This is a genomic window from Halorhodospira neutriphila (assembly GCF_016584055.1).
Lineage (GTDB): Bacteria > Pseudomonadota > Gammaproteobacteria > Nitrococcales > Halorhodospiraceae > Halorhodospira > Halorhodospira neutriphila.
Map to the genome: position 1 here is coordinate 1 of NZ_NRSH01000107.1, position 7,526 is coordinate 7,526.

Genomic DNA, 7,526 nt, shown 5'->3' on the forward strand with positions numbered 1-7,526 from the left:
CCGCCGCGGCGACCAGGTACGGCAGCGCCAAGGCGAGCGCCCCGGCGCCGGCGCTGCGCCGGAGCACGCGCACCGGCGGGACGCGGCGCAGGCGCAGGACCGTCGGCAGGGCGAAGCCGCCGGCGGCCAGCAGGGCGAAGCCCACCCCGTAGAGCGCCGGGCCGGGGCCGGCCCCCGGCAGCTGCGGCGGCAGGAGCTCGCCGAGCAGGGCGAGCATGGCGTGGTGGAGCAGGAAGCCGGCGCCGGTGCCCAGCGCACCCGCAGCGAGGGCAACGGCGGCGAGGATGAGCGCCTGGACGGCGACGATCCGCCCCTGCCCGGCGCCGAGCACCCGGAGCACGGCGATCCGGTCGAGCTGCGCCGCAGCGTAGTGGCGGGCCGTGAGCAGCACGGCGGCGGCGGCCACGACGACGGTGAGCAGCGCCGCCAGGCCGAGGAAGCGCTCGGCGCGCTCCACGGCCCGCCGGATCCCCGGCTGCGCCTCCTCGCCGCGGACCACCTCCCGCTCCGGGCCCGGCGCCTCGCGCAGCCACGCGGCGTACGCCGCCAGCGCCTCGGGCTCGCCGGCGAGCAGCAGGCTGTAGCGCACCCGCGACCCGCGGCCCAGCAGCCCCGTCTCCTGGACGGTCTCCCAGGCCACCAGGGCCCGGGGCGCCAGGGCGCCGAAGGGGCCGGCGCGGTCGGGCTCGGCGGTGACGAGCCGCGCCATGGGCAGGGCCCGATCACCGAGGCGCAAGCGCTCGCCGAGCTCGGTGTCGAGCAGCGCGAGCAGGCGGGGCGCCACCCACACGCGCCCCGGCGGCGGGCCGCCGGCGGCGGGCTGATCGGCGGCGCCAGGCGCCGCGGCGACGCGCAGCTCGCCGCGCAGGGGGTAGCCGGGCTCGACGGCCTTCAGCGAGACGAGCTGGCTGCGCTCGCCGGCGACGGCGACGGTGGGGAAGACCACCGTGCGCGCCGCCGCCAGCCCCCGCTGCCGCGCCTGCGCCAGCCACGCCTCGGGGATCGGCTCGTCGGTGCGCACCACCCGGTCGGCGGCGATGAGCTCGGCGGCGCGCTGCGTGGTCGCGGCGCCGACCCGCTCGGCCAGCCAGTCGACGGCCGTCACCGCCGCCACCGCCACCGCCAGGGCCGCGGCGAGGGTGCCGAGCCGCCCGGCGGCGATATCGCAGCGCAAGAAGCGCCACGCCAGGCGGGCCGTCTGCCGGCTGCCCGCCCCCGCCATCACGAGAGCGCGCCGTTGCGGAAGCGGTAGAGGGTGGCGCAGCGCTCAGCCACCGCCGGGTCGTGGGTGGCGATCACCAGCGTCGTGCCGCGCTCGCGGTTGAGCGCGAAGAGCAGCTCGGCGATCTGCGCCCCCGTGGCGTCGTCGAGGTTGCCGGTGGGCTCGTCAGCGAGGAGCAGCTCGGGCCCCGGGGCGATCGCCCGGGCGATGGCCACCCGCTGCTGCTCGCCGCCGGAGAGGCGCTCGGGGCCGTGGTAGAGCCGGTGGCCGAGCCCGACCCGCTCGAGGGCCTCCCGGGCGGCGCCCTCGCCGGGGCCGCGGCCGGCGAGCTCCAGGGCGAGGCGGACGTTCTCGAGCGCCGAGAGGCCGGTGAGCAGGTGGAAGGCCTGGAAGACGAAGCCGAGCCGCCCGGCCCGGGCCGCGGCGCGGCCGTCCTCGTCGAGGGCGGTGAGCTCCTCGCCGGCGAGCCACACCCGGCCGCGGCTCGGCCGCTCCAGGCCGGCGAGCAGCCCGAGCAGGGTCGACTTCCCGCAGCCGGAGGCGCCGAGGATGGCGACGCTCCCGCCGGCCGGGATGCTAAGATCGAGCCCGTCGAACAGGACCACCTCGCCCTGCGGGCCGCTGTAGCGCATGCCCAGGCCCTGGGCCGCCAGGGCCGGGGGCGACCCGGCCACCGCGCCCGGTCCTGCTGCCGGATCCGCCGACGGATGCTCGCTCATGGCTGAAGCTCCCCCGCTGCTCCGCGCCCTGCGCCGCTGGCTGGCGGCGCTGCTGCTCGGGGCCCTCGCGGCGCCCGCTGCGGCCCCGGCGCCGCCGCCGGCGGTGCTGGTCCTCGGCGACTCGCTCTCGGCGGGCCACGGCCTCGAGGGCGCCCCGGCGTGGCCCGCCCTGCTCGAGGAGCGCCTCGAGCGGCACGGCTACCCCCACCGGGTCGTCAACGCCAGCCGCAGCGGCGAGACCGCCGCCGGCGGCGCCCGCCGCCTGCCCGGGCTGCTCGAGCGCCACGCGCCGCGGGCCGTGCTGCTCCAGCTCGGCGGCAACGACGGCCTGCGCGGCCAAGCCCCGGAGCGCGTCGAGGCGGACCTCGAGGCGATGATCGAGGCGAGCCGAGAGGCCGGCGCCCGGGTGGTGCTGCTCGGCATCCGCCTGCCCGCCAACTACGGCCCACACTATACCGAGCGCTTCGAGGCGATCTACCCGCGCCTCGCCGAGGCCCACGAGCTGCCCTTCGTGCCCTTCCTCCTCGAGGGGCTCTGGGACCGCGAGGCGATGATGCAGGACGACGGCATCCACCCGACGGCCCGGGCGCAGCCGCGGATCGCCGAGCGGGTCTGGGAGCGGCTCCGGGGGGTGCTCGAGCGGCGCCGCGAGGAGGCGGCCGAGGCCGGCTAGGCCGCCCGCTCCCCGCCGAACCACTCGAGCAGCCGCGGCAGCAGGGCGCGCAGCTCCAGGGCCATGAGGGCGAAGTCGGCGTCGAGCTGCTCGGCCTCGGTCTCGGCGTCGCGGTCGCCGGCCTGCTCGCGGACGACGTCGCCGAAGCGCAGCCGGCGCAGGCCGAGGTCGGTGTCGAGCACGCCGCTGACCCGCTCGGCGTAGGTCAGCGCCAGGCGCCGGACGCGCTTGCCGGCGTCGATGTGGGCGCGCATCTCGTCGGCGGTCAGGTCCTGGCGCTTGACCCGGACCTCGCAACCCTCGGCGTTGGGGTCCTCGAGCACGGCCTCCTCGCCGAGCTCGACGTCGCCGGGGTGCTCCTGCTGCGCCAGCCAGCGGGTCATCACCGTGCCCGGCCCCATCTGCGTTTCCGGCGGCGCCAGGGGGAGATCCCCCCACGCCTCGCGCAGCTGCTCGACGAAGTGCTCGGCCTGCTTCTCGGAGCCGGCGTCGACCACCAGGAAGCCGGCCTCGGTGTCGATGTAGCCCCAGGTGCGCTTGTGGCGGCTGAACGCCCGCGGCAGGAGGTCGACGACCACCTCCTCGCGCAGCCGGTCGCGCTCGCGCTTGCGGACCTTGCGGCCCTCGGCGGCCTCGCGCTCCTGGACGCGCTGATCGAGGGCCTCGCGGATCACCGAGGCGGGCAGGAGCTTCTCCTCCTGCTGCAGGCAGAGCAGCAGCGAGCCGGCGGCGGCGTGGACCAGCGGCGCCTCGGGGCCGAGCGGGGGCACGAAGCCGCTGCGGTGCATCTCGAGGCTGCCGCAGGGCGTGAAGGCGAGCGCCGCCAGGCGGGCCTCGGCCACCTCGGCGTCGTAGGCGACGCCCTCGCGCAGGCGGTACGGGAGGAGGTTACGAAACCACATGGGTCGTCAGCCGGCGGCGCAGGTCCAGGGCGCGCTCGGCGGCGTCGTGGCGGTCGCTGCCGAGGACGGTGATGTGGCCCATCTTGCGCCCGGGCCGGGCCTCCTCCTTGCCGTAGAGATGGAGGGTGGCGTCGGGGTCGGCGAAGGCCTCGGCCCAGCGCGGCGCCCCGGCGGCCCAGACGTCGCCGAGCAGGTTGGCCATGGCCGCAGGGGCGAGCCGCCGCGGGCTGCCCAGCGGGAGGCCGCAGACGGCGCGCAGCTGCTGGTCGAACTGCGAGGTCGCCGCCGCCTCCAGGGTCAGGTGGCCGGAGTTGTGGGGGCGCGGGGCGATCTCGTTGACCAGCAGGCGGCCGTCGGTAGCGACGAAGAACTCGACGCAGAAGGTGCCGACCAGGTCGAGCCCCTCGCCGACGGCGCGGGCGATGGCCACCGCCTCGTCGCGCAGCGCCGGGTCCAGCTCGGCGTCCGCCACCGACAGGTCGAGGACGTGGTGGCGGTGGCGGTTCTCGGTCACGCCGTAGTGGGCGAGCTCGCCGTCGACGCCGCGGGCGGCGACCACGGAGACCTCCATGGCCAGCTCGACCCGCGCCTCCACCACCGCCTCGTCGGCGCCGACGGCCGCCCAGGCGTCGGCCGCCTCGGCGGGGGTCTCGGCCACCGCCTGCCCCTTGCCGTCGTAGCCGAGCCCGGCGCTCTTGAGCACGCACGCCCCGCCGAGGCGCTCGGCGGCGGCCTCGGCCTCGGCGGCGCCGGCGACCCGCTCGAAGGCGACGGTGGGCAGGCCGTGGCGGTGCAGGAAGGCCTTCTCCAGGGCGCGGTTCTGCGTGGTGCGCAGCGCCTCCGGCGAGGGCCGCACGGGGACGGCCTCGGCGGCGGCCGCCACCGCCTCGGCCGGGAGGTTCTCGAACTCGTAGGTCAGCACGCCGAGCCCGGGAGCGAGCGAGCGCATCAGCTCGGCGCTCGGCGCGGCGTCGTGGGCGGCGTCGGCGACCTGGCCGGCCGGCGTCGCGGCGCCGCCCGGGGCGATGACCGCCACCCGGTAGCCCGAGCGCCGGGCGGCGAGCGCGAGCATGCGCCCGAGCTGGCCGCCGCCGAGGATGCCGATGGGGGCGCCGCCGGGGAGCAGCGGCCCGCTCACGAGAGCTCCTCGCCGTAGACGCGCTGGGCCTGGGCGTCGCGGTAGGCGTGGAGGGCCTCGCACAGGCGCGGCTCCTCGCCGGCGAGCAGGGCGACGGCGAACAGCGCCGCGTTGCGCGCGCCGGCGCTGCCGATGGCGAAGGTGGCCACGGGCACCCCGGCGGGCATCTGGACGATGGACAGCAGCGAGTCGAGGCCGTTGAGCGACTTCGAGGCCACCGGGACGCCGAGCACCGGGACGGTGGTCTGCGCGGCGAGCATGCCGGGCAGGTGCGCGGCGCCGCCGGCGCCGGCGATGATCGCCCGCAGCCCCCGCTGCTCGGCCTCGGCGGCGTAGTCGGCGAGCAGCTGCGGGGTGCGGTGGGCCGAGACCACGCGGCACTCGTGGGGGACTTCGAAATCCTGGAGCACGTCGGCCGCCCCGGAGAGCGTCTCCCAGTCGGATCGGCTCCCCATCACGACACCGACCTGCGGCTGCACGTCGGTCATAGCAGGTCCACTCATGGGAAAAGGGGTCAGTGTACCACGGCGGAGGCCGTCAGGAGCGGGTGTTGAGCAGCGTGCCGAGCACCTCGTCCACCGCCCGGACGACGCGGACCCCGGCCTGCCCCTGGTGCTCGTAGCGCAGGGCCTGGACCTGGGCCGACTCCATCTCCTCGGAGCGCGGATCGACGCGCGCCGCCTGCCGGGCGACCTGGGCGGCGGTCCGGGTCAGCCCCTCGTCGGCGCGGTGGATGGCCTGCATCCCCGCTTGGTTGAAGGCGGTCACGTCCATCGCGGCAGCGGGCTCGGCTTGCGGGCTACGCCCCGGAGTCTACGACGCCGAGGCCGGCGGGGCCAACCTCGGCGCCGCCCTCCCCTGCCCCCGCCGTGGGCGGCTAGCGCTCGTAGAGGACCCCCTCGCGGACGTAGGAGCCCGGGGCCGCCTCGATGGGCCGGTGCTTGCCCGAGCCCACGGCGCGGGCCGGCACCCGCTCGCCGCCGTGCTCGGCGAGCCACTGCCCCCAGTCGTTCCACCAGGAGCCCTCGTGGGCGTCGGCGCCGGCGAGCCACTCGTCCTGGTCGACGGTCTTGGCGGTGTTGGTCCAGTAGCCGTACTTGTTCTTGTGCGGCGGGTTGATCACCCCGGCGATGTGGCCGGAGCCGCCGAGGACGTAGCGCGTCGGCCCGGAGAGCAGCCGGGGGCCGCGGAGGGTGCTCTTCCACGGCGCGATGTGGTCCTCCTTCGCCGACATGAAGTAGGCCGGGATGTCGATCCGCCCGAGGTCGATGGGCTCGCCGGCGAGGGTGATGCCGCCCGGCTCCTTGAGCCGGTTCTCCTGGTACATCCGGCGCAGGTAGAAGCTGTGCATCTTCGCCGGCATGTTGGTGGAGTCGGAGTTCCAGTAGAGCAGGTCGAAGGGGAACGGCTCGTTGCCCTTGAGGTAGTTGTTCACGAAGAACGACCAGACCAGGTCGTTGGCGCGGAGCATGTTGAAGGTCGTCGACATCTGCCGGCCGTCGAGGTAGCCGCGCTGGCCCATGCGCCGCTCCAGCGAGCGGATCTGGTCGTCGTCGATGAAGACCTCGAGCTCGCCGGGGAACTCGAAGTCGAGCATGCACGTCAGGAAGCTCGCCGCCCGCACCCGCTGATCGCCCCGGGCGGCCAGGTAGGCGAGCGTGCAGGCCGAGAGGGTCCCGCCGAGGCAGTAGCCGACCAGGTTGAGCTCCTCGGTGCCGGTGATCTCGTTGACCACGTCCATCGCCGCCACCGGCCCCTCGAGCATGTAGTCCTCGAAGCCGCGGTCGACGAGCGCCTCGCCCGGGTTCTTCCAGGAGATGATGAAGACCGTGTGGCCCTGGGCGACAAGCCAGCGCACCATGGACTTCTCCTCGTTGAGGTCCATGATGTAGTACTTGTTGATCCACGCCGGGACGAGGAGCAGGGGGCGGGCGTGGACCTGCTCGGTGCTCGGCTCGTACTGGATGAGCTGCATGAGCTCGTTCTGGTAGACGACCTGGCCCGGGGTGGTCGCCAGGTTCTTGCCGACCTCGAAGGCGTCGTAGTCGGTCATCTTGATATCGAGCCGGCCCCGGCCCCGGCGCAGGTCCTCGAGGAGGTTGCTCAGGCCCTGGAGGAGGTTCTGCCCGCCGCTCTCCACGGTCCGCTCCAGCACCTCGGGGTTGGTGGCCGCGAAGTTGGACGGCGCCAGGGCGTCGAGGAAGGCGCGGGTGTAGAAGTCGACCTTCTTCTTGGTCTGGTCGTCGAGCCCCTCGACGTCGCTGACCACGGAGTGGATGTAGTCCGAGGTGAGCAGGTAGGACTGCTTGACGAAGTCGAAGACCGGGTGCTGCTCCCAGTGGTCGTGCTTGAAGCGCCAGTCGCCGCCCTCGGGGCGCCGGACCGGCTCCGGCTCGATGCCCCAGAAGCGCAGCGCCGTGTTCTGCATCAGGCTCATGTAGTCCTGCCAGAAGGCCATCTGCGCCTGCATCAGCCGGCCCGGGTCGGCCAGCAGGCGGGTGGAGAGCTCCTGGAAGAGCTGGCCCATCTGCGCCGCATCCTCGAAGGGCAGGTGGTGCTCGGACTGCTCCTGCTGGAGGAAGTCGGTGACCAGCTGCTGGCTCTTTTCGGCGATCTCGGCCAGCGTCCGGGAGAGCGCCTCGTAGTCCATCTGCGAAGATTGCGACGCGTCACGGTCGGCCATAGGGAGACTCCTTGTGATCGGCTCCGGTGGCGCCGGAGCACCGGCTAGCGCTAGCATCCATAAGGGCATGGTAATGCAAGGCTACTCCCCTAGCGAGCACCCACCGGACCCGGGCCTGCTCGGCGTGCTCGCCGTCGACGGCGAGCGGGAGCGGGCCGCGGCGTGGGCGCCGCGCTCAGCAGCGGCGCG

8 protein-coding genes are annotated in these 7,526 nt (G+C 75.1%); 1 reads left to right on the forward strand and 7 read right to left on the reverse strand.

What is annotated here, in order from left to right; all coding sequences use genetic code 11:
• Positions 1-1,222 (reverse strand): ABC transporter permease (locus tag CKO13_RS09200; RefSeq protein ID WP_338034621.1); only part of this gene is annotated, 1,222 nt, incomplete at its 3' end.
• Positions 1,222-1,941, reverse strand: coding sequence for an ABC transporter ATP-binding protein (locus CKO13_RS09205; RefSeq protein WP_420827063.1), 720 nt, complete (start codon positions 1,939-1,941; stop codon positions 1,222-1,224). The genes CKO13_RS09205 and CKO13_RS09200, both read right to left, overlap by 1 nt.
• On the opposite strand from CKO13_RS09205, the gene CKO13_RS09210 reads away from it, so the two are divergent.
• The gene (locus CKO13_RS09210; protein WP_200259891.1) at positions 1,940-2,614 is read left to right on the forward strand and encodes an arylesterase; all 675 of its coding nucleotides are present in this window, start codon (positions 1,940-1,942) and stop codon (positions 2,612-2,614) included. The genes CKO13_RS09205 and CKO13_RS09210 overlap by 2 nt on opposite strands.
• On the opposite strand, the gene CKO13_RS09215 is transcribed toward CKO13_RS09210, so the two are convergent.
• The 5 genes from CKO13_RS09215 to CKO13_RS09235 form a co-directional block, all read right to left on the reverse strand.
• A complete protein-coding gene (locus CKO13_RS09215; protein WP_200259895.1) occupies positions 2,611-3,516 on the reverse strand; it encodes a recombination-associated protein RdgC in 906 nt (301 codons plus the stop codon). The two genes, CKO13_RS09210 and CKO13_RS09215, sit on opposite strands and share 4 nt — an antisense overlap.
• Positions 3,503-4,654, reverse strand: a complete 1,152-nt coding sequence (locus CKO13_RS09220; RefSeq protein WP_200259898.1) for a 5-(carboxyamino)imidazole ribonucleotide synthase — start codon at positions 4,652-4,654, stop codon at positions 3,503-3,505. Before CKO13_RS09220 ends, CKO13_RS09215 begins: the two co-directional genes overlap by 14 nt.
• Positions 4,651-5,142, reverse strand: a complete 492-nt coding sequence (gene purE / locus CKO13_RS09225) for a 5-(carboxyamino)imidazole ribonucleotide mutase (RefSeq protein ID WP_200259901.1) — start codon at positions 5,140-5,142, stop codon at positions 4,651-4,653. Before purE ends, CKO13_RS09220 begins: the two co-directional genes overlap by 4 nt.
• Positions 5,143-5,191: 49 nt before the next feature.
• Positions 5,192-5,428: a hypothetical protein gene (locus CKO13_RS09230; RefSeq protein WP_200259904.1), complete on the reverse strand. Its 237-nt coding sequence runs from the start codon at positions 5,426-5,428 to the stop codon at positions 5,192-5,194.
• Positions 5,429-5,531: 103 nt separating this feature from the next.
• Positions 5,532-7,337, reverse strand: a complete 1,806-nt coding sequence (locus CKO13_RS09235; RefSeq protein WP_200259907.1) for a PHA/PHB synthase family protein — start codon at positions 7,335-7,337, stop codon at positions 5,532-5,534.
• Between the last annotated feature and the right edge of the window lie 189 nt (positions 7,338-7,526).

Excerpts from the sequence above, each read along its gene's own strand:
- CKO13_RS09205 (WP_420827063.1), bottom strand. The coding sequence starts at position 1,941 with ATGAGCGAGCATCCGTCGGCGGATCCGGCAGCAGGACCGGGCGCGGTG.
- CKO13_RS09215 (WP_200259895.1), bottom strand. The coding sequence starts at position 3,516 with ATGTGGTTTCGTAACCTCCTCCCGTACCGCCTGCGCGAGGGCGTCGCC.
- CKO13_RS09230 (WP_200259904.1), bottom strand. The coding sequence starts at position 5,428 with ATGGACGTGACCGCCTTCAACCAAGCGGGGATGCAGGCCATCCACCGC.
- CKO13_RS09210 (WP_200259891.1), top strand. The coding sequence starts at position 1,940 with ATGGCTGAAGCTCCCCCGCTGCTCCGCGCCCTGCGCCGCTGGCTGGCG.
- CKO13_RS09235 (WP_200259907.1), bottom strand. The coding sequence starts at position 7,337 with ATGGCCGACCGTGACGCGTCGCAATCTTCGCAGATGGACTACGAGGCG.
- purE (WP_200259901.1), bottom strand. The coding sequence starts at position 5,142 with ATGACCGACGTGCAGCCGCAGGTCGGTGTCGTGATGGGGAGCCGATCC.